Annotated in this window: 27 protein-coding genes; 13 read left to right on the plus strand and 14 right to left on the minus strand. The window is 57.3% G+C overall.

The features are described 5' to 3' along the window. Positions 1-3 precede the first annotated feature (3 nt). Complete coding sequence (locus tag ACR0DX_RS01750) at positions 4-588, plus strand: DUF6151 family protein (protein ID WP_170354602.1); 585 nt, start codon at positions 4-6, stop codon at positions 586-588. On the opposite strand, the gene ACR0DX_RS01755 is transcribed toward ACR0DX_RS01750, so the two are convergent. The 4 genes from ACR0DX_RS01755 to ACR0DX_RS01770 all read right to left on the minus strand — a co-directional run bounded on the left by ACR0DX_RS01755 (position 579) and on the right by ACR0DX_RS01770 (position 3,741). Next, a complete protein-coding gene (locus ACR0DX_RS01755; RefSeq protein WP_170354603.1) occupies positions 579-1,295 on the minus strand; it encodes an alpha/beta fold hydrolase in 717 nt (238 codons plus the stop codon). The genes ACR0DX_RS01750 and ACR0DX_RS01755 overlap by 10 nt on opposite strands. Before the next feature lie 81 nt (positions 1,296-1,376). Next, the gene (locus tag ACR0DX_RS01760) at positions 1,377-1,991 is read right to left on the minus strand and encodes a hypothetical protein (protein ID WP_170354773.1); all 615 of its coding nucleotides are present in this window, start codon (positions 1,989-1,991) and stop codon (positions 1,377-1,379) included. Between the two features lie 20 nt (positions 1,992-2,011). Further along, a complete protein-coding gene (locus ACR0DX_RS01765) occupies positions 2,012-2,995 on the minus strand; it encodes an alpha/beta fold hydrolase (protein ID WP_170354604.1) in 984 nt (327 codons plus the stop codon). Continuing rightward, entirely contained in the window at positions 2,992-3,741 is a 750-nt protein-coding gene (locus tag ACR0DX_RS01770; RefSeq protein ID WP_170354605.1) for an alpha/beta fold hydrolase, read from the minus strand. Before ACR0DX_RS01770 ends, ACR0DX_RS01765 begins: the two co-directional genes overlap by 4 nt. A 217-nt stretch (positions 3,742-3,958) precedes the next feature. Here ACR0DX_RS01770 and thrS point away from each other — a divergent pair, with 217 nt between their 5' ends. From thrS to ACR0DX_RS01795, 5 genes are all read left to right on the plus strand, one after another. Continuing rightward, positions 3,959-5,917, plus strand: a complete 1,959-nt coding sequence (thrS, locus tag ACR0DX_RS01775; RefSeq protein WP_170354606.1) for a threonine--tRNA ligase — start codon at positions 3,959-3,961, stop codon at positions 5,915-5,917. Between the two features lie 221 nt (positions 5,918-6,138). Continuing rightward, positions 6,139-6,441: a BufA1 family periplasmic bufferin-type metallophore gene (locus ACR0DX_RS01780; protein ID WP_170354607.1), complete on the plus strand. Its 303-nt coding sequence runs from the start codon at positions 6,139-6,141 to the stop codon at positions 6,439-6,441. A gap of 72 nt (positions 6,442-6,513) precedes the next feature. Then, complete coding sequence (gene bufB, locus ACR0DX_RS01785) at positions 6,514-7,371, plus strand: MNIO family bufferin maturase (protein WP_353390395.1); 858 nt, start codon at positions 6,514-6,516, stop codon at positions 7,369-7,371. After that, entirely contained in the window at positions 7,368-8,129 is a 762-nt protein-coding gene (locus tag ACR0DX_RS01790; protein WP_170354609.1) for an HvfC/BufC family peptide modification chaperone, read from the plus strand. The genes bufB and ACR0DX_RS01790 overlap by 4 nt, the downstream gene beginning before the upstream one ends. Further along, positions 8,126-8,644 (plus strand): DoxX family membrane protein, encoded by a 519-nt coding sequence (locus ACR0DX_RS01795; RefSeq protein ID WP_170354610.1) that lies wholly within the window; start codon positions 8,126-8,128, stop codon positions 8,642-8,644. The genes ACR0DX_RS01790 and ACR0DX_RS01795 overlap by 4 nt, the downstream gene beginning before the upstream one ends. A 1-nt stretch (position 8,645) precedes the next feature. On the opposite strand, the gene ACR0DX_RS01800 is transcribed toward ACR0DX_RS01795, so the two are convergent. The 3 genes from ACR0DX_RS01800 to ACR0DX_RS01810 are packed head-to-tail and all read right to left on the minus strand — an operon-like array spanning position 8,646 to position 9,538. Beyond that, positions 8,646-9,014, minus strand: a complete 369-nt coding sequence (locus tag ACR0DX_RS01800) for a hypothetical protein (RefSeq protein ID WP_170527049.1) — start codon at positions 9,012-9,014, stop codon at positions 8,646-8,648. Positions 9,015-9,055: 41 nt separating this feature from the next. Next, the gene (locus tag ACR0DX_RS01805; protein WP_170354612.1) at positions 9,056-9,373 is read right to left on the minus strand and encodes an ArsC/Spx/MgsR family protein; all 318 of its coding nucleotides are present in this window, start codon (positions 9,371-9,373) and stop codon (positions 9,056-9,058) included. A 30-nt stretch (positions 9,374-9,403) separates the two neighbouring features. Beyond that, positions 9,404-9,538: a hypothetical protein gene (locus ACR0DX_RS01810; protein ID WP_269149578.1), complete on the minus strand. Its 135-nt coding sequence runs from the start codon at positions 9,536-9,538 to the stop codon at positions 9,404-9,406. 50 nt (positions 9,539-9,588) lie between these two features. Between ACR0DX_RS01810 and ACR0DX_RS01815 the strand changes: the two genes are divergently transcribed. Next, positions 9,589-9,795 (plus strand): cold-shock protein, encoded by a 207-nt coding sequence (locus ACR0DX_RS01815; RefSeq protein WP_008758035.1) that lies wholly within the window; start codon positions 9,589-9,591, stop codon positions 9,793-9,795. Positions 9,796-9,871: 76 nt separating this feature from the next. Here ACR0DX_RS01815 and ACR0DX_RS01820 read toward each other — a convergent pair whose 3' ends face one another. Together ACR0DX_RS01820 and thyX are read right to left on the minus strand one after the other, a co-directional pair. Next, positions 9,872-10,072: a hypothetical protein gene (locus ACR0DX_RS01820; RefSeq protein WP_480844989.1), complete on the minus strand. Its 201-nt coding sequence runs from the start codon at positions 10,070-10,072 to the stop codon at positions 9,872-9,874. 159 nt (positions 10,073-10,231) lie between these two features. After that, positions 10,232-11,143 (minus strand): FAD-dependent thymidylate synthase, encoded by a 912-nt coding sequence (thyX, locus tag ACR0DX_RS01825; RefSeq protein ID WP_170354614.1) that lies wholly within the window; start codon positions 11,141-11,143, stop codon positions 10,232-10,234. Positions 11,144-11,320: 177 nt separating this feature from the next. Between thyX and ACR0DX_RS01830 the strand changes: the two genes are divergently transcribed. The 3 genes from ACR0DX_RS01830 to ACR0DX_RS01840 are packed head-to-tail and all read left to right on the plus strand — an operon-like array spanning position 11,321 to position 13,169. Further along, positions 11,321-11,749 (plus strand): VOC family protein, encoded by a 429-nt coding sequence (locus ACR0DX_RS01830; RefSeq protein WP_170354615.1) that lies wholly within the window; start codon positions 11,321-11,323, stop codon positions 11,747-11,749. Beyond that, positions 11,746-12,450, plus strand: a complete 705-nt coding sequence (locus ACR0DX_RS01835) for a DUF1194 domain-containing protein (protein ID WP_170354616.1) — start codon at positions 11,746-11,748, stop codon at positions 12,448-12,450. The genes ACR0DX_RS01830 and ACR0DX_RS01835 overlap by 4 nt, the downstream gene beginning before the upstream one ends. Next, a complete protein-coding gene (locus tag ACR0DX_RS01840; protein ID WP_170354617.1) occupies positions 12,447-13,169 on the plus strand; it encodes a DUF1194 domain-containing protein in 723 nt (240 codons plus the stop codon). The genes ACR0DX_RS01835 and ACR0DX_RS01840 overlap by 4 nt, the downstream gene beginning before the upstream one ends. Here ACR0DX_RS01840 and ACR0DX_RS01845 read toward each other — a convergent pair whose 3' ends face one another. The 3 genes from ACR0DX_RS01845 to ACR0DX_RS01855 form a co-directional block, all read right to left on the minus strand. Beyond that, a complete protein-coding gene (locus ACR0DX_RS01845; RefSeq protein ID WP_170354630.1) occupies positions 13,170-13,667 on the minus strand; it encodes a MarR family winged helix-turn-helix transcriptional regulator in 498 nt (165 codons plus the stop codon). It lies immediately after the preceding gene. Between the two features lie 78 nt (positions 13,668-13,745). Further along, the gene (locus ACR0DX_RS01850) at positions 13,746-14,003 is read right to left on the minus strand and encodes a succinate dehydrogenase assembly factor 2 (protein ID WP_170354631.1); all 258 of its coding nucleotides are present in this window, start codon (positions 14,001-14,003) and stop codon (positions 13,746-13,748) included. Further along, positions 14,000-14,392: a helix-turn-helix domain-containing protein gene (locus ACR0DX_RS01855; RefSeq protein WP_170354632.1), complete on the minus strand. Its 393-nt coding sequence runs from the start codon at positions 14,390-14,392 to the stop codon at positions 14,000-14,002. The genes ACR0DX_RS01850 and ACR0DX_RS01855 overlap by 4 nt, the downstream gene beginning before the upstream one ends. Before the next feature lie 91 nt (positions 14,393-14,483). Between ACR0DX_RS01855 and ACR0DX_RS01860 the strand changes: the two genes are divergently transcribed. Both ACR0DX_RS01860 and ACR0DX_RS01865 read left to right on the plus strand, forming a co-directional pair. Beyond that, positions 14,484-15,686 (plus strand): pyridoxal phosphate-dependent aminotransferase, encoded by a 1,203-nt coding sequence (locus ACR0DX_RS01860; protein WP_170354633.1) that lies wholly within the window; start codon positions 14,484-14,486, stop codon positions 15,684-15,686. Positions 15,687-15,699: 13 nt separating this feature from the next. Next, positions 15,700-16,101, plus strand: a complete 402-nt coding sequence (locus tag ACR0DX_RS01865; protein WP_170354634.1) for a hypothetical protein — start codon at positions 15,700-15,702, stop codon at positions 16,099-16,101. Here the strand turns inward: ACR0DX_RS01865 and ACR0DX_RS01870 are convergent. Then, entirely contained in the window at positions 16,098-17,459 is a 1,362-nt protein-coding gene (locus ACR0DX_RS01870; protein WP_170354635.1) for an MATE family efflux transporter, read from the minus strand. The two genes, ACR0DX_RS01865 and ACR0DX_RS01870, sit on opposite strands and share 4 nt — an antisense overlap. Before the next feature lie 105 nt (positions 17,460-17,564). Beyond that, positions 17,565-18,473, minus strand: coding sequence for a polyphosphate kinase 2 (gene ppk2, locus ACR0DX_RS01875; RefSeq protein ID WP_170354636.1), 909 nt, complete (start codon positions 18,471-18,473; stop codon positions 17,565-17,567). A gap of 128 nt (positions 18,474-18,601) precedes the next feature. Here ppk2 and ACR0DX_RS01880 point away from each other — a divergent pair, with 128 nt between their 5' ends. Next, positions 18,602-19,477, plus strand: a complete 876-nt coding sequence (locus ACR0DX_RS01880; RefSeq protein ID WP_170354637.1) for an alpha/beta fold hydrolase — start codon at positions 18,602-18,604, stop codon at positions 19,475-19,477. The last annotated feature ends 2 nt before the right edge of the window (positions 19,478-19,479 follow it).

Below are 19,479 nucleotides of genomic sequence, written 5' to 3' on the forward strand. Positions count from 1 at the left end.
AAGATGCGTAAGGCAAAGGCAGTGGATACAGCCTTTGCCTGTTCGTGTGGTTGCCTGCGAGGTCATATTACCGCGGCAGGTATAACGTCTTCGACACATGTCGTTTGCTATTGCAACGACTGCCGCGCGGCCCAGCTGTATTTCAACCAACCCGATCCCGCGCCCGGGCCGGTCGAAGTTCTGCAGATGTTGCCCGAAGAAGTTCGTATCGAAACCGGTGCCGAACATTTGGCATTGATGCAACTCAGCCCAAAAGGAATGCTGCGCTGGTACGCCAGTTGTTGTGATGCCCCATTGGCCACCACGTCACGCACAGCGAAATTCCCATTCGCAGGATTCATTGTCGCGCGCATGTTGGATACATCCGCCCTCGGCCCTGTCACCACACGTGGCTTTGTTCCAAATCCCGGCGGCAAGCAAGAGCATGAAAAGCTGGGATACGCGGCTTTCGGGCTTGTCTCTCGGGTACTCAAATCTCTTTTGAAAGGAAGCTGGAAGCACACTCCGTTTTTTGACATCGGCACGGGTGATCCGATCAGAACCCCTGTTATCCTAACCAAGGCTGAACGTTCAGCACTTTATAAGTAAGGCAACCCGACTCTAATATTCAGCCATTCTTCCAGCGCTTGCGTGACTTCTGCGGGCGTCTCTAGAGGGGGCAAGTGCCCTGCGTCTTCCATAACCTTCAGTTCGGCGCTTGGGATCAACTCGGCCATGAACCGGTGCCGCTTAACTGGCGTAAGCTGATCATGTGCCCCGCAAATGATCAGTGTCGGCACGTTTATGTGCCTAAGCGCAGGTTGCTGATCCGTGCGCCTCTGCAGCGCCCGCATCTGCCGTTCAAACAGCTCTGGCCCCTGATCCTTTGCCATGGCCATAACCTCGTTCAAAATCGGCACGCGCCCCGGCCCCGGAGCAAGCGTCTCCGTTCCAATCAAGCGCTGCATGACCTCTTCGAACCGGCCTGATTTGGCCCCTACGATCAACTCCTCTCGGTCAGCAGCAATCTGGGGTGTATCGGCCTGTGCGTCGGTAGACATCAGACACAAACGCGTCACCCGGTCAGGAGCCCTACGGACAAGTTCCAAAGCAACGACCCCGCCCATGTTAAACCCGCAGAGCGCAAAGCGATGTGGCAACTGGTCCAACAACCCCGAGGCTATTTCCTCGATCCGCTCGCCGCCCGATACCGGGGCGACCGTCACAGCACGAGCACCAGAAATCTGCAAAATCTGGGCGCCGAACAACCTTGCATCACACATAAACCCGGGCAGAAATACCAACGGTTCAATCACACAGGGCCTCCTTGAAATCGACCACTTTGTGTTACGTTTTCCGTAAGATGCGTAGTTTTGTTGAACTGGGCAAGCAAAAGTTCAGGGATAAGCGATCCCCTTGAACGGCGGAAAATCTGCATAGCGTGCGCGCCGTCGATGCTGATTTTCTGCAGGCTCGGCGCCGGGTCGCAACAGGCATCCGCGCGGCGCAATGTAACTGTCGATCCGCTTGTGGGGGATCGGCCTCCAGACCAAATTAAACGCGCAGAGTTTGGGAAAAAACCATATCTCGGAATAGTCCAGATGATCGTGTATCCACCACGCCAGATCCCGCCAATCCCGGCCTGCGTCATACTGATCAGCAAACCAAGGAACCACGATCGAAGCCCCCGCTATGCGCGCGTCCCCTTCGCCCCGATCCCAGATGTGGCACTCCAATGGATTGTCGTTGCGCGCGCAATTCAGCCGGTTTTCATTGCCGAACCGGTTCAGCGACGGCGACCGATAGCCCGAGCGTACGGCGACACGCCCAAAGGTTTCCTCTATAGGATCCAGCAAGGTTTGGCACAGGGCTTGACCTGTTTCTATGGTAAGATTGGGGTTGTCGGGAAGGTTTTGTTTTTCATGGAAATTCCCGATCTCGGAATACAGGAAATCGCGCATGTAGAAATGTTTGGACAGTCGCACGCGGCCCAGCGTCTCAAGGCTCCACATGCTGCCCGGTTTGCGCACGGTTATTCGACCCCCAGAGTTTTAAGCCATGCCAGAATGCCCGACACGGTCGCATCGGTTTGCCCCGGCGACATCAGGCGGCCGGCTATGACATGCGATGCGGGATCATCCTCGGGGCCCATAGTCACCAGTTCGACCACAGCGGGTCCGCCCCAGGCTTGCGCAACTTTGTGGGTTAGATCAGGGCGCACCACCTGATCGTCATCCGAGAACCAGAATAATGCCGGCACCTGCGCATCCGAAAAATCAAGCGCATAGACCACGTCCACCAATACAGTCATGGGAACCACTGCTTCCCAAGGATAGGACGCGGACCAATAGGTGTTCTTTTCTTCGTCTGGCCCCGAGACATCTCGGGTTTCACCCATCAACAGAGGCAACCAGCTTCGAGCCCATGGCAGACCAGGAATCCAAGCCCCCGGCGCATTCACACCGAAATTCGGTGACACGAATACCATCCCCGCTACATCTTGGCTAAACTCAGGGTTTAAGGCTGCTGCTGCTGCAAGTGTCCCGCCGGTTGAGGTTGAGATCACTACAACCTTTTCCCCAACGGCGCGGGCTGCGGCCAATCCTTCGGCGACATCCTGCATCCAACCCGAGGCCGTGCCCTTAGCCATTGCCTCGCCACTGCGGCCATGACCTTGAAGCCGAGTGTAAACCAGATTGGCCCCAAGCGCATCGGCCACCATATCAGGGACCGGGCGGATTTCCTCGGATGAAGCTGAAAACCCATGGAGATACAAAATGGAAACAGGTGTGCGCTGCTCTTTGAAACCGTCCTGCCAGATCACGCGCTTTTCGACACCGGGTACGATATCGTCATATGCCGATTCTGTGCTTTCGAAATAGACCTGAACACCTTCCCCGAACTTGCGTGACTCGAATGTGGGGTTGAGTTCCACCGGTTCGCGTGTACCAAACCAATAGGTCCCGAAACCTACTGCGACTAAAAGCAGACCAGTCCAAACCAATGCGCGCTTCATTGTGATGGCATCACGTCAAGTACCGCCTGTTCGATCAGCTCAAGACAATGGCCATCCGAAAATCGATGGTCGGCGTCTTTGACCAGCAATAGCCTCATATCCGGCCCGTCAGCGTGCTCCAGCAGACGAGCGGCAGTTTCAGTGGACACGGCAGTATCCGCAGTGCCTTGCAAAAACCGAACTGGGAAGGGCAAATTCAGCGCTGCGCGCAAGACCAGCCTTTGCCGTCCGTCCTCAATCATCCGCTTGGTAATGACGTAAGGCTCCATGTAGTCCGAAGGCAGTTCCACGTGCCCCACCGTCTCCAGCGCTGCCTTCTGCTCATCACTGAACGAGGCCCAATACCCGTCCTCGGTAAAATCCGGCGCAGCAGCGATTGTGACCATCCCGGCGATCCGTTCCGGCATCGCTTTTGCCAACAGCAACGCCTGCCATCCGCCCATCGACGATCCCACAACGACCAAGGGCCCTTCGGTCAGCGCCTCAATCGCTGCAACTGTATCCTCATGCCAGTCCCCAATGCATCCCTCTTCGAACGTGCCGGAACTTTCCCCGTGCCCAGAGTAATCGAACCGTAAAAACGCCTGCCCGCGTTCCTGTGCCCACGCCTCAAGATGCACCGCCTTGGTGCCCTCCATATCCGACTTCAGCCCGCCCAGAAAAACGACAGTGGGCCCCACCCCCTCGCTTTTGTGAAACGCCAACCGCCGCCCCTGCGCGGTGTCCATAAATTCAACCACTGCCATAAAACCCTCTTTGCTTTACCAACATCATGCACGTCCCAACCCCAACCGCAATTCCCTGATCCGCCCTACATCTGGCCCAAAATACCTCGGGGTGCGCGAGGGGCAGCGCCCCTCGCTCCAACACTTGACACACGCTTACCCACCTGCCAAAGCAGCCAGACGCAAATAACCCGCAACCGGGCGTTCAGTGGGCGCCAAACCGACGAGGAGAGCCAACATGGCCTTGGATTCAAAATCCGTCTCACTCACCTTCCCCGATGGCAATGCACGATCCTATGACGCAGGCATCACACCTGCGCAGGTGGCAGCCGATATCTCGACCTCGCTGGCCAAAAAGGCAATCTCGGCCACGGTCGATGGCAAGCATTGGGATTTGCAATGGCCTATTGAGGCCGACGCACAAATCGCCATCCACACAATGAAGGATGAGGAACAGGCCAATGAGCTGATCCGCCACGATCTGGCGCATGTCATGGCCCGCGCCGTGCAGGAAATCTGGCCCGCGACCAAAGTCACCATCGGCCCCGTCATCGAAAACGGCTGGTACTATGACTTTGACCGTGAAGAGCCGTTCACGCCCGAAGATCTCGGCCTCATCGAGAAAAAGATGAAAGAGATCATCAACAAGCGCGACCCCGTCACCACCGAGGTCTGGGACCGCGACCGCGCGATCGAATTCTACAAGGCCAATAACGAGCCCTATAAGGTCGAGTTGATCGAATCCATTCCGGGCGATGAGCCACTGCGCATGTATTGGCACGGCCACTGGCAGGACCTGTGCCGCGGCCCGCACCTGCAGCACACCGGCCAACTACCCGGCGATGCGTTCAAGCTAATGTCCATCGCCGGTGCCTATTGGCGCGGAGACAGCGACCGAGCGATGTTGCAACGCATCTATGGCGTGGCCTTTACCGGCAAGGAAAAGCTGAAAGCCCACCTGCATATGCTGGAAGAGGCCGCCAAGCGCGACCACCGCAAGCTGGGCCGCGAGATGAACCTGTTCCACATGCAGGAAGAGGCCCCCGGCCAAATCTTCTGGCATCCCAACGGCTGGAAAATCTACACCACCCTTCAGGACTATATGCGCCGGATGCAGGAGCGTGACGGCTATGTCGAGGTGAACACGCCTCAGGTCGTCGACCGTAAGCTGTGGGAGGCCTCGGGCCACTGGGACAAATACCAGGAAAACATGTTCATCGTCGAGGTTGACGAAGATCACGCCCGCGAAAAGGCGATCAACGCCCTGAAACCGATGAACTGCCCCTGTCACGTTCAGGTGTTCAATCAGGGCCTGAAATCCTACCGCGATCTGCCCCTTCGCATGGCCGAGTTCGGCTCCTGCGCGCGCTACGAACCCTCGGGCGCGCTGCACGGGATCATGCGGGTGCGCGGCTTTACGCAGGATGACGGCCATATCTTCTGCGCCGAAGATCAGATCGAATCTGAGACCGCAAAGTTCATCGCCTTCCTCTCAAAGGTCTATGCCGATCTGGGTTTCCATGACTGGACCATCAAACTGTCCACCCGTCCCGAAAAGCGGATCGGGTCGGATGAAAGCTGGGATCTGGTGGAAAAAGCCTTGGGCGATGCCTGTAAAGCCGCCGGGTATGACTATGAGATCCTCGAAGGCGAAGGCGCGTTTTACGGACCCAAACTGGAATTCACCCTGACCGACGCGATCGGGCGGACGTGGCAATGCGGCACGCTGCAGGTTGACCCCAACCTGCCCGAGCGTCTGGATGCCAGCTTTATCGGCGCAGATGGCGCAAAACATCTCCCCTTCATGCTGCACCGGGCAACACTGGGATCGTTCGAGCGTTTCATCGGCATTCTGATCGAAGAGCACGCAGGCAAACTGCCCTTCTGGCTGGCCCCGCGTCAGGTGGTTGTCGCCTCGATCACCTCTGAGGCGGATGATTACGTCAACGAAGTGGTCGAAACCCTGCGCGCCGCCGGTGTCCGGGCCGAGGCCGACATTCGCAACGAGAAAATCAACTACAAGGTCCGCGAGCATTCAGTCGGCAAAGTGCCTGTCATTCTGGCCATCGGACACCGTGAAGTTGAGGAACGCACCGTCAGCGTTCGCCGTCTGGGTGAGAAACAAACACAGGTTCAATCACTTGAGGCTGTAACAATTGAACTTTCCAAGTCGGCAACTCCGCCCGATCTGCTGTAACATTCGGTGAAAATTCACCGCTGATCCGGCCCCAAGATAGGGGCCGGGTTGAAATATTTTCCTTTTTAGATTTCAAAAACAATGTGTTAACTTGCAATAGGGCATGACAGTGCCTGACGGGGTTGTGAGACACGGGCTCGTGAATTCAACTCTGCCCCGCAAGCTACTACCTTTGTTAGTGTCAAACACGGACATACGCAGTCATCAAAAGGATTACCGAGATGTCGAACACCGCTAAATCCCTGGTTATCGCAACCGCAGTCGCAGCCGCCGTATCCGGTGCCGCCACCACCGCAACCGCCCAAGCCAAAGAAAAGTGCTATGGCGTTTCGCTGGCAGGTGAAAACGATTGCGCAGCCGGCCCCGGCACCACCTGCGCCGGTACTTCGACCGTTGATTATCAGGGTAACGCATGGACGCTGGTCGACGCAGGCACCTGCGCCGATATCGAGCTGCCCCAGACCGCAGACGGTTCGGACCGCAAAGGCTCGCTCGAGCCGCTGGACCGCGACCTGCCGGCATAAGCCCGCGCTTAGGAAAACCGAAGGGGCGGGCCTTGTCGCCCGCCTCTTTGTCGCGAACCGGAGACTATTGTAATGCTGGACAACGCTATTCGATCAAACAGACTGCCCGCAGCGCCGGGTGTCGGATACAAACCCCAGCATTTTCAACAGATTCTGGATCACGCGCATCCGGTGGCATGGCTGGAAATCCATGCCGAGAATTACATGGGCGATGGCGGACGCCCGCTGGCGCAGCTGCGCCACCTGTCGGAACAGTTTCCTGTTTCTGTGCACGGTGTCGGCCTGTCCATTGGCGGCGAAGGCCCATTGGACCCCGATCATCTGGCCCGTCTGAAACATCTGGTCGGCTGGCTGAACCCGGCTAGTTTCTCCGAGCATCTGGCGTGGTCAACCCATGACAGTCACTTCCTGAACGACCTGTTGCCTCTGCCCTATACTGACGTAACACTTGCCCGGATTTGCGAACACATCGATCAGGTGCAAGAGGTTGTCGGGCGGCAGATGCTACTGGAAAACCCTTCCAGCTATCTGGCGTTTGAGGAAAGTACGTGGTCCGAGCCTGACTTCCTGCGCGAAATCTCGCGCCGCACTGGCTGCGGCCTTTTGCTAGACGTGAACAACGTTTTTGTCTCGGCCACCAACCTGGACTTTTCACCACAGGGCTACATTGACGCCTATCCACTGGAAAAAGTTGGCGAAATTCATCTAGGCGGCCACGACGAAGACGAGGACGACCACGGTCGCCCCCTGCTGATCGACAGCCACGGGCGCGAGGTCGTGGACCCCGTCTGGGCCTTGCTGGACTACGTGCTGGAAAGATCGGGTCCGAAACCAGTCCTGATCGAATGGGATACAGATGTTCCCGACTGGCCTGTTCTTCGAGCCGAGGCTGACCGGGCACAAGCGGCATTGGACCGCATCCCGGCATGAGCGTGTCTCAATCCACCTTTCACACTGCCCTTTTGAACCCGTCTGAGGCGGTTCCAGAGGGGTTGGTGGATGCCCGCGCCCAACCGGCAGGCCGACGGTTCAGCGTTTATCGCAACAATGTTGCGGTGTCACTGACCGAGGCAATGCATCAGGCCTTCCCGGTAATCGCGAAGCTGTTAGGCGCTCAGAACATGGATGGTCTGTCGGCAATTTTCCTACGCCAGCATCCCCCGACGACGCCGATGATGATGTTCTACGGCGAAGCGTTCCCTGAATTTCTGGCGGGAATGGAGCAGCTTTCGCACCTGGGATATTTGCCCGACGTTGCCCGGTTGGAACTGGCCCTGCGTCGCTCCTACCACGCGGCGGACAGCACGCCTGCACCGGGTGACGCACTGGCCGTGGACCCAGAACAGGTCATGCGGGCCAAGCTGGAATTCGCACCATCAATGCAGGTGGTCCGCTCTGAGTGGCCAATATTCTCTTTGTGGCGATTCAACACCATGGACGACGCCCCCAAACCCCAGCCCGGTGCTGAAGACGTGCTGGTCACCCGCCCCGAATTTGATCCCGCGCCGCATCTGCTGCCTGCAGGCGGCGCAGATTGGATATCTAAGATGCAGACTGGTCATACGATCGGTCAAGCATTCGAAAGCGTATCCGCTACCACCCCCGAGTTTGACCTTGGGGCCACTCTGGCGCCTCTGCTTCAAGGTGGCGCCATTACTTCTGTGACTATCGAAAGGCTGGCACAATGACTGCCCTGATCTCTCTTCACAACAATGTCCTGGGACGGCTGGACAGCTCGGCCAACTGGCTGACACCGACCCTGGCACGGCTTGTTTTTGTTGCTGTATTGCTTGTTTACTACTGGAATTCGGCCACTCTGAAGATTGACGGGTCGATCTTCTCGGCGTCAGCCGGTGCCTTTGGCCAGATCTTCCCCAAAGCGGCTGAAGCCGTTTTGTATGACGTCACCCAGATGACCTTCTTCCAGCGTATCGTGATCTTTTTAGGCACCGTGGCCGAGTTTGTTCTGCCGGCATTGCTGCTGGTGGGTCTACTCACCCGCGTCGCGGCCCTGGCCATGATCGGCTTCGTATGGGTTCAAACCATCGTTGATGTCGCCGGTCACGGTGTGAAACTGGGTGGGCTGTTCGACAATGCCATCACCTTGATGGACCAGCGCGTCATGTGGACTTTCCTGTTCCTGGTCATCGTGATCAACGGTGCAGGCCCCATTTCAATAGACCGCATCTTGCGTCTAAAGTGAGTTAGAAATGCGCCTTGGGCTCGTCCGGTCTACCTGCGGCCAGCCCAAGGGCCCCTGCCACCCCGGCAAATGCAACCGGGAACATGGTAAAGGCATTGAACCCAAACGCGTAATACATGCCGCCGGCTGAAATTAGCAACAATGCCCCGCCAATCAATGCCCTCGCCTTGGCCATAGCCCCTCCGGTAATCGCCAGCAAAGGTGCCAGGATCGACATAGCCTGGATAAGCTGCGCGTTGTCCACCTGCTCGGCAAGGCCGTCGATCTCTCCGAACCGGTCGATCAGTTCGACATATCCATAGCCGACAAAACCGACCAACATGCCGATTAGCCCGGCAATCACACCCAAAATCATCGCTGCGTTACGCATCTTTCGCCCTCTTGCTTGCGCCTTTGCAGATAAGCATCCGCTCAGTCGACGCCAAGAGCAGCCTTCGTCGCCGCCGTCCAACCAAGAAAAAACTGCCCGTCACGCTCGATCAAAGGACGTTTCATCAAGGTCGGATGATCGTGCAACAGCTCCAACGGTGCCCGCGCGCGCTCATCTTCGCTTAGGCCCCGCCATGTCGTGGACCGGGTGTTGAACAAAGCCTCGCCGAATTGTGTAAATGCCCGTGACAGCACTGTTTCGGGCACCCCATCCGCTCGCACGTCGACAAAATCAACACCTCCCAATGATTTCAGTGCCTTACGGCAGGTATCACAGTTCTTTAGTCCATATAGGCGCATTTTAGGGGGCTTCCTATGCTTGTGTGAATTTTAGGCAAATTCGCCAAGGTGTTCCGGTAATTCTTGATTTTTTACTTCACCGTGCAATGTTGAAAAAGACGAAATACGCAATTCGGGCCGAAGCGTGTGGGCGCGGCGGTGATGAAAGGCGGTGGCGTCAATCACTTCCCCCACCAATTTGTGGGACAACGTGTAAGTAGAAGGAGACACGGGAAATGCCAACTGGCACCGTGAAATGGTTTAATACCACTAAAGGCTATGGGTTTATTGCCCCCGATGAAGGTGGCAAGGACGTATTTGTACATATCTCGGCTGTTGAACGGTCAGGTCTGACCGGGCTCGCAGACAATCAGAAAGTCTCATACGAATTGCAGGACGGACGCGACGGTCGCCAGATGGCCGCCGATTTGAAACCGTTGTAAGGCCCCCTCCCGACGGGAAGACAAAGCAGGGCAACGGCCAATTTCCGGCCGTTGACCAATAATGGTTCGACCAATGTTAACCGCGCGCCGGATCTGTGTCGGCGTGCGTGAACCAGTCTTGACCCATCGCAACGATGCAGGACGTGCCGGTCGAATAAGTGACAACCATCGTCCAATCACCTTTCTCGCTAGTCCAGACTTCCATGATCTGTTCGGGACTGCGCACCCCGGTGGCCGCGCGCTGCGAGCCGAACTGACGTTCAAGCTTGTCGTGCATTCGGGATGTCGGTTCACACAATACCTCGGCAATCGGAGACTTGGCGAAAACCGGGCCGCCAAGCAAGCAAAAGAGGCATGCAAATCGGATGTAAGAAAGACATGTCATGAAGCCAATGTAACAGCTTCACGACAAAACGTATAGACAAACGATATGCGATTAGCTTTCGCGGATGACGGCCTCAAACTCGCGCCACTCGCGGGCGGTCATTCCCGAATTTTCCTGAGAAACGGTTTCCCCAGACAACATTCGCCGCAGGCAGTCGACCATCTGCGCGGATAGATTCACCGCGCCAAGACGGTAATCTTCAAACGCCTTGTAAGCGAAAGGAACCCAGTCGGCGACGATTTTGCACATCGTGTCCGCATATACACGGATTTCATATTGCGCGTGGGGGTCCGCTCGCAGCCGCAGGAAGTGGAACAGATTGTGCAGGTCCACCTTCCAGTACCATTGAGTGTAGATATTCGCCGGAAGGTTCATCCGCGCCAGTTCACGTGCCAGACCCTGCTGACCATCCTGACTGATCATCGCCTCGTAATTGTCATAGCACCGGGCACTGTCTGCCTTGAGCATCTCAAGTACGCGCGCGGCTTCTTCGCCCTGCAGCGCGTCGCCCCGGCCCTGGTTGTTCACCTCGGATTGTGCCGCGACATGGTCGGGCGCGGGGATATAGAACTCGCGGTCCAGGATAGAATATCGCGCCGAGTATTCATTCACATTCGCAGTCCGATGTCGGATCCATTGCCGCGCCACAAAGACGGGCAGTTTCACATGCAGCTTGATCTCGCACATTTCAAAAGGGGTCGAGTGCCAGTGACGCATCAGGTAACGGATCAGGCCCTCATCATTCTGTACGGATTTGGTACCCTTGCCATAGGACACACGGGCAGCCTGACAAATCGCCGCGTCGTCGCCCATATAGTCGATCACACGCACAAAACCGTGGTCCAGAACCTGATGCGCGGTGTACAGGTGATCCTCCATCCCCGGGGCAACAACACGACGCGTTTGATACGATTGCGCCCGTTGCGCTTCGATCTCGGTCAGTTGGTCAGAGGACAGCGGCATGAAATTTCCTTTCCAGCGAATGAGTCGCAGACCACTATATATCGGCAAAACCACGACAGGAACCGCGATATGTGCGCTAACTTGCGCAAACTCTAAATTGTGTCCGCTGCGCCCCTCGACAGACTACGTTAGCGCGCTAAGGTGCATGGCATCACCTGAACAAAAAAGGAAACCGCAATGGGGCTGACATACCTCCACACCATGGTCCGTGTGAAAGATCTTGAGAAATCCATGGCGTTTTACGAACTGCTGGGGCTACAAGAAACCCGCCGGTATGACAGTGAACAGGGGCGATTTTCGCTGATCTTCATGGCGCCTCCGGGGCAAGAAGATCGTCCGATCGAGCTGACATATAACTGGGATGGCGACGACGGATTACCTGGCGATAGCCGCCATTTCGGTCATTTGGCCTACGGGGTCGATAATATCTACGAAATGTGCCAACTGCTTCAGGATAATGGCGTGGTGATCAACCGGCCGCCGCGCGATGGGCGCATGGCGTTTGTGCGCTCGCCAGACAACATTTCGGTCGAGCTGCTGCAAAACGGCGAAGCGCTGGACCCCGCCGAACCCTGGGCCAGCATGGAGAGCACCGGTCATTGGTGATCCGCTGGCTGGCAACCTCGGGCTTGGCCGTATTGGCCAGCCCCTTGCGGGCCGAGACCTGCCGACTGGCGCTTGCCTTGGCGATGGACATATCGACCTCGGTGGACGCCACTGAAGACACACTGCAAAGGCAGGGTCTGGCCGCGGCTCTTGTCGCGCCTGAAGTGACCGAAGCGTTTTTCTCATCGCCAATGCCCGTTGCGCTTGCGGTCTATGAATGGAGCGGGCGCAGCACGCAGCGCGTCATTCTGAACTGGTCGATGATCCGTACACGGGCGGATTTGCTGGCTGCAGCCACGACGATACAGCAATCAGTTCGTTCCGACAGCGGATCGGCCACGGCGATGGGATATGCGTTGGCTTTTGGCGCGACACTGATGCAGCAAGCCCCGCCCTGCCTTTTCCAGACCATTGATCTGTCTGGTGATGGGTCGAACAATGACGGGTACGGGCCGGATTCGGCCTACCGCCACTTTCCGTTTCAGGACGTCGTGGTGAACGGGCTGGTCATCAACGCTGCTGATTTCGAAGGCGAGCTGTTCCTTATCCCGTTTTTCGAGAACAATGTCCTGCATGGCCCCGGCGCTTTTCTTGAAGTGGCGCAAGGTTTCGAAGACTTCGAGCGCGCCATGCGCCGGAAGCTTGAGAGGGAATTGCAGGGCCTGCAAATCGGCGCTCTGTCCGGTGAAGCGCCAAAATGATCCGGTACCTTGCCGCTGTCGCAGCCTTTTTGGGAACACCCGCCCTGTCTGAGTGCAGACAGGCTCTGGCATTGGGTCTGGATGTCTCTGGCTCGGTCGATAGCGCCGAATACAGTTTGCAACTCGGTGGTCTGGCCGCTGCCCTGCAACGACCCAAGGTCAAGCAACTGCTTCTTTCGGGCCTTGGCCCTGCGGTGCGGCTCGCCGTATTCGAATGGAGTGAGGCCAGTCATCAGCGCATGCTGCTGGACTGGACAGAAATCCGATCCGACGAACAACTAGCTGGCATTTCAAACCTGTTAGACTCGGTAACGCGCAGCTCGGCGCCTCAGGGGACAGCAGTTGGATCGGCAATGCTGTTTGGGGCTGAATTACTGTCCCAACAGCCCGAGTGCTGGAAGCAAACGCTGGACCTTTCTGGCGACGGAAAGCACAACATTGGCCCTCACCCCCGCGAGGTGAAACAAGCACTGCAAGTCAGCGGGATCACCATCAACGGACTAGTCATCGGCCCCGATGACGCCAATGTCGGGGACAAGCGCGACGTACAGATCAGTGAGTTATCCGCTTACTACAATGCCTGGGTCATTCTAGGCCCCGACGCCTTTGTCGAGGTTGCCGTCGGGTTCGAAGCCTATGAGGATGCGATGACCCGCAAGCTAATCCGTGAGCTTGAGGGCTTGGTCCTGTCCGACGCCGGGCCATACACCCGACCCTGATCAGTAAATGTAGCGGATCTGGTCAGTCCAATAGCGTTCAACCCGACGGAGAGAGGTGGTGATGTCCTCGATCCCCTCAAGCCCCAACACGCCACGTGACTGCAACCCATCGGCATGGCGCGCGAACAGCTCGGACACAGTGTCACGAATTTCACGTCCACGCGGCGTTAGACGCACACGGACCGAACGGCGGTCAATCTCGCAACGCTGGTGGTGCATATAGCCCATCTCAACCAGCTTTTTCAGGTTATAGCTGACATTACTGCCCTGGTAGTATCCCCGGCTTTTCAGCTCACCTGCCGTGACTTCATGATCGCCGATGTTGAAAAGCAGCAATGCCTGAACCGCGTTGATTTCAAGTACGCCGACACGTTCGAACTCGTCCTTGATGACGTCCAAAAGCAAACGGTGCAGCCGTTCGACAAGGGCAAGCGCCTCAAGATAACTGGTCATGAAGCCTTTGGCCCCGTGCGCGGAGACCTGCATTTCCATACTCATCCGATCCTCCGATTCAATCGCGCTGTTTCAGGCAGAATGAATCGAAAAACCGAAAATTCGGTTAAACCGTCTTTTTCTTTATTTTTGAAATGTTTGTGCGATATCAGTTATCAGATCCCCGAACCGCTCTGGGGCGGCGACCTGCCCAGTCACCCATTGATACAGGTCCTGATCATTTTCGTGCAGCAGCGCGTCATAGGTTTCCAACCCCGCACTGTCCATCGCCGCCAAATTGCGTTCGGCATACGCCTGCAGGATCAGGTCCATTTCCTTGATCCCCCGGCGCATGGAGCGCATTTTCAATCGCTTGATCTGAACGTCACGCGGCTCGGTCATTGATTTCGCTCCAACATCAGGCGCACGCGTTTCTCCAACTTGGCGGCCCGCTCGGCGCTGGCCCGCATCTCGCCACGGATAGCGCGCAACTCGGTCACGACTTCAACAAGCTCAGGCGCGTTTTCCACCACCTCAACCGGGGCATCCATGCCCTCACCCTCGCCAGTCAAAAGCCACATGATCGAGACATTGATCATTCCAGCCATCATCGACAAACGGTTGGCGCGCGGCTCAGACAGGTCGTTTTCCCAAGCGACGATCGTGGCCTTCTTGACGCCAAGCCGCCGCGCAAGCTGCGATTGCGTCATACCTGCCGCTTCACGCGCGCCTGCCAGCCGGTCGCCAAAAGTTGCTGATTCCGGGCCGTACCAGTCGCTTTCGTCGTTCATTCGCGTCTCCAATTCCACTGTGCATATCGCTTGATCGTCATTCGGGCGCACCCTATGACAGACAGGTTGAACATACAAACCGAGGCCGATCATGAGTTTCCTGTCTGCGACACTGTCACGCGTAAAACCATCACCGACCATCGCAATGACAGCGAAAGCCGCCGAATTGAAGGCCGCAGGGCGCGACGTCATCGGACTGAGCGCGGGCGAACCCGATTTCGATACGCCGCAGAACATCAAGGACGCGGCTGTCGTCGCCATTGCCGCGGGGAAAACGAAATACACCGCGCCCGATGGCATCCCCGAGTTGAAACAGGCGGCTTGTGCCAAAATGAAACGTGATCACGGGTTGGACTATTCGCCCGCCCAGATCTCGGTAGGTACCGGCGGCAAGCAGACGCTGTATAACGCCTTGATGGCCACCATGAACGACGGCGATGAGGTGATCATCCCCGCCCCCTACTGGGTCAGCTATCCCGATATGGTTCTGCTGGCAGGCGGTACGCCGGTCGTAGTGGAAACAACCCTGGAAAACCAGTTCAAGCTGACGGCCGAACAGCTTGAGGCCGCGATCACGCCGAACACCAAGTGGTTCATCTTCAACTCTCCGTCCAACCCTACTGGTGCGGGTTACAGCCGGGCCGAGCTAAAGGCGTTAACCGATGTGCTGATGCGTCATCCACATGTTTGGATCATGTCTGATGATATGTATGAACATCTCGCCTATGACGGGTTCGAATTCTGCACCCCGGCTGAGGTCGAACCCGGCCTGTATGAGCGCACACTAACCTGTAACGGTGTGTCCAAAGCCTATGCCATGACCGGCTGGCGGATCGGGTATGCCGCAGGCCCGGCCGAGTTGATCGCAGCGATGCGCAAGATCCAATCGCAGTCGACCTCGAACCCTTGTTCGGTTAGCCAATGGGCTGCGGTCGAGGCGCTGAACGGCACGCAGGATTTTCTGGCCCCCAATGCCGAGACATTCAAACGACGCCGCGATCTTGTGGTGAAGATGCTAAATCAGATCGACGGCATCACCTGCCCCACGCCCGAAGGTGCTTTTTACGTCTATCCTTCGATCACGGGTCTGATCGGAAAAACAACGCCGGCGGGTACCGTGATCACATCAGACGAGGCGTTTGCCACAGCGTTGCTGGAAGAGGCGGACGTTGCCGTTGTTTTTGGTGCCGCGTTTGGCTTGTCTCCGAATTTCCGTGTCAGCTATGCTACATCGGATGAGGCGCTGACCGAGGCTTGCACCCGCATCCAAAATTTCTGCGCTGCACTGACCTGAGCCCGGAGGCCGTATGGCGACTGAACTGCCCGAATACTATTTCCGTATCCGCGAGAATGGAGCTGCGGTATTCCGGATCGACACGGAAAACCGCCAGCAACGGATCGAGATGGACCAGATCGCCGTCATCAACATCCGAAATGGCGAGGTCAAACCGCAAGGCCAGCGCACCCTGACCGAAGCCGACCGAGCCGAAATCGCGCGCTGGATGCAGGCGCGCAAGGCCCTGCTGGCCCAGCGCGACATTGATGATATCCACCGGGCCGTGGATTACCTGAACCTGACGACTCAATGGGCACAGTCAAAGGCGACCGATGATCAGCTTGAGGATGTGACCGACAGATTGTTGATGGCCATGCATGACCTGCGCAGCGTCCTCGTGCGCAAAAAGGCGGATCGACTCAGCAAGGGCTAAGCCGCCACCGGTACAGACCGAACCGATCGCATCCAGAACCGTGCCATCAGAAGCACCGCCGCACAAGCCAGCCCCAGAACAAGACCCAGCCAGACTCCAATTCCGTCCATCCCCCGGACAAAACCAAAGTAATACGACGCTGGAATGCCCACGACCCAATAGCTAAGCCCCGCCATTACCATCGGCACTTTGGCGTCCTGCAAACCACGCAACAGGCCCAGCGCAATCACCTGCGCGCCATCCACCAGTTGGAACAGGGCCGCCATGGCCAGCAACCCGGTGCCAATCAACAGGATTTCCCACCGCTGCGGATCGTCTGTTTCCATAAACAACGAGATCAACGGCTCGGCGCAGGTCAGGAACAGGATGACCGTCAGCACCGACATCACCAAAGACATGCCCGTTACGGCAATCGCGCCTTTTTCCAGATGCGCCCGGTCCTTGCGGCCTAGCGCATTACCCGCTCGGATCGTGGCTGCGTTCGACAGGCCCAGATGCACCATGAACGTGGCCGAAGCCAAATTCAGCGCGATCCCGTGCGCCGCCAGCGGCACCTGACCCAGCCACCCCATCATGATCGCGGACATCGCAAACAAGCTAACCTCGGCCAGAGTAGTCAATCCGATGGGCACGCCCAGACGCAGGACGCTGAAGAAGAACTCCCAATCCGGGCGCCAGAAACGCTGAAACAGGCTGTGTTCGGGCAAGACACGCACCGCATAGATCACCACAAAGACCAGCGAAACGATCTGTGTAACCACCGAGGCGACGGCGGCGCCGATCACGCCCATCTCGGGCGCGCCCCAGTTCCCGAAGATCAGCGCATAGTTAGTTAGGCCGTTGACCACGGCGGCTGTTACCGTGATCCAAAGAACGATCTGGGTCCGTTCCAACGCGGCCAGATAAGACTTCAAGACCATCACGATAAGCGCCGGGAACAGGCCCCACCCTGCGACCCGCAGGTACTGGGAAGCCGTTCGCGCAACATCAGGGTCTTGATCCAAAGCAATCAGGATCGGGTAGGACCACCATAGCAACGGCATCATAAGAGCCGCATAGATCAGTGACAGCCACAACCCCATGCGGGTCGAGCGGCGAATACTCGTCTCGTCCTCTTCCGCAGCGGCCGTGGCGACGATAGGCATAACGGCCCAGCCGAACCCGGCCCCGAACAGAAACAGCACGAAATAGTAGCTGCTGGCCAAGGTTACAGCAGCCAAAGCCTCGACCCCGTACCAGCCCAGCATGATTGTATCGGTCAAGCCGATCGCGAACTGCGCCAGATGCCCGCCCACCAACGGCAGGCCGAGCACGGCGATGGCCCGGAAGTGGCCGCGATATGTCATCACCTTATTCATTGCCCCAGCCTTATGCCCGGCCAGAAGCCGGGACAAGACCAGATCAACGAAATTTCAAGGTGAGACTCTCAATCAAGAGCCGGTAATCAGCTTCGAATGGCCCTTTCAAGCGTCCGGATGCAGAGACGTACCCAGTATGTGCTCGGACCGATGGATCACGTGATGTGCCTGCCCGACGATCAGCGGATCCGGATCGCTTACGATGTCATGGTTCTTACCGGGATAGTCCAGCGTCGACAGGAAGTGGCGCATCGTGTTCAGACGGGCACGTTTCTTGTCGTTGGACTTGATGATCGTCCAGGGCGCATCGGCCGTGTCGGTGTAGAAGAACATCGCCTCCTTCGCCTCGGTGTAGTCGTCCCACTTGCTAAGGCTCGCCTTGTCGATCGGCGACAATTTCCACTGTTTAAGCGGGTCGGTTTCACGGCTTTTGAACCGGCGCTGTTGCTCTTCCTGCGTGACCGAGAACCAGTATTTGTATAGCTGAATGCCCGAGCGCACCAGCATCCTCTCAAAATCCGGGGTCTGGCGCATGAACTCCAGATACTCATTGGGCGAACAAAAGCCCATCACCCGCTCAACACCCGCGCGGTTGTACCAGGAGCGGTCATAAAACACCATTTCGCCCACGGTCGGCAGTTCCTGAATATAGCGCTGGTAATACCACTGACCCTTTTCTTCCCAGGTGGGTTTGTTCAACGCGACCACACGGGCCTGACGCGGGTTCAGGTGCTCCATGAACCGTTTGATCGTACCACCCTTTCCAGCAGCGTCGCGGCCTTCAAACAACAACACAAACCGCTGACCCGTCTCTTGCGCCCACAGCTGAACCTTCAGCAACTCGGCCTGCAACTCGGCCTTTTGCGCCTCATACGTCCTGCGCGCCATTTTGCGACCATAGGGGTATTTGCCGCTTTCAAAAGCCAGACGAATTTTCTCGGGACTGGGCGCTGCAGAGGCAGGCACCACAGTAACGGGCGTTTCTGTCTTTTCTATCTGTGCCGCTGTTTCCATTCAGTTTCTCCTTGCTAAGCTTGTTAGATGAAAGGCTAACAGGGACCGGCACTTCGCGCTTTGATTGGTGTCAAATTGCTGTATCTTATGTGCTCTGTATTTCGATTTCAGACCATAGGGTTAGCCCCATGAACAGCAGGTTTGTCACACTCAACGGTCAGCCGTTTTTTCTACGCAGCTGGGGTGATCCAAATTTGCCCACGCTGCTGCTGCTGCACGGCTTTCCAGAATATGGCGGCGCATGGGCCGATCTGGCACCGCACCTCGCCCAGCACTACCATTGTGTTGCGCCCGATCAGCGCGGTTACGGGCAAAGCTGGGTGCCGGAAAGCGTTGGCCACTACACCCTGTCCAACCTGGTGACGGACATGGCCGCACTGATCGAAACGCAGGGCGGGCCTGTAACGGTTCTGGGTCACGATTGGGGGGCTTCGGTGGCCTATGGCCTGGCTATGTTTCGGCCCGAACTGGTCGACCGCCTGATTATCGCGAACGGAGTTCATCCGGTTCCGTTTCAGCGCGCCATGGCGGCCGGAGGTGCGCAGTCCGCGGCCTCGCAATATATCAATGACCTGCGCGCCGAGGACGCAGCCGATCGATTTTCAGCCAATAACTTCGCCCTGCTTGAACGTTTCTTCAGATACGGCATGGGGTTGGATTGGTTGTCTGATCATCAGATGCAAGACTATCGCACCGAATGGGGTCGGCCCGGTCGGTTGAACGCTATGTTGAACTGGTATCGCGCTTCTCCTTTGGTGGTGGCTAAACCGGGCGAGCCTTTGACGGACCTGCCCGAGTTGCCGGTAGAGCGCCTGATGGTCCGATGCCCGCATCTGCTTCTTTGGGGACCGGAAGACAAAGCGCTGCTGCCAGAGGCGACCTTTGGGCTCGAAACCTTCGCGCCCGACCTGAAGCGTGTCGACATTCCCGGTGCCGATCACTGGCTGCATCACCAACGACCTGATGCAATGGCGCAGGAAATTCTGGACTGGAGCGGTGCCTGACG

Source organism: Ruegeria sp. D3, from assembly GCF_056534465.1.